The organism is Vibrio sp. T20 (assembly GCF_007858795.1).
Lineage (GTDB): Bacteria > Pseudomonadota > Gammaproteobacteria > Enterobacterales > Vibrionaceae > Vibrio > Vibrio satsumensis.
In genome coordinates this window covers 1-327 of the sequence record NZ_VFEB01000092.1, presented here as the reverse complement: position 1 = coordinate 327, position 327 = coordinate 1, and the positions used below count along the sequence as shown (strand labels likewise).

Here is a 327-nt window from a genome sequence, read left to right as displayed (position 1 = left end):
CAGCAAAACGGTGTCGCGATTCGCAAAGCGCTAAATAAACTGCCATCAGAACCTCTATACGCCACACTGGGGGCACTTGAACATACGCAAATCAATGACAAGCTCGCGCAACGTTTGCAAGAAATGGCAGAGAGTGAGATCACAAGTAAAGAGCCGGACCTATTCTTGCTTTCTGCGTTGGTTCGTGCCCTTTCAGGTGCAGAACAAGGGATCACGAATAACATCATTAACCAAGTTCTGGCTAGCCCACGCTTGAGCCACCAAGAAGTGTTGATTGGTTTAGCTGGTCGCAGTTGGCACGCACTACAAGACCCTGCTATTGCTGAG

1 protein-coding gene is annotated in these 327 nt (G+C 49.2%); it reads left to right on the top strand.

Going from position 1 to position 327, the window contains the following annotated elements; all coding sequences use genetic code 11:
• A partial coding sequence (locus FTW16_RS11615; RefSeq protein WP_146491192.1) for a DUF3549 family protein occupies positions 1-327 on the top strand: 327 nt, incomplete at both ends.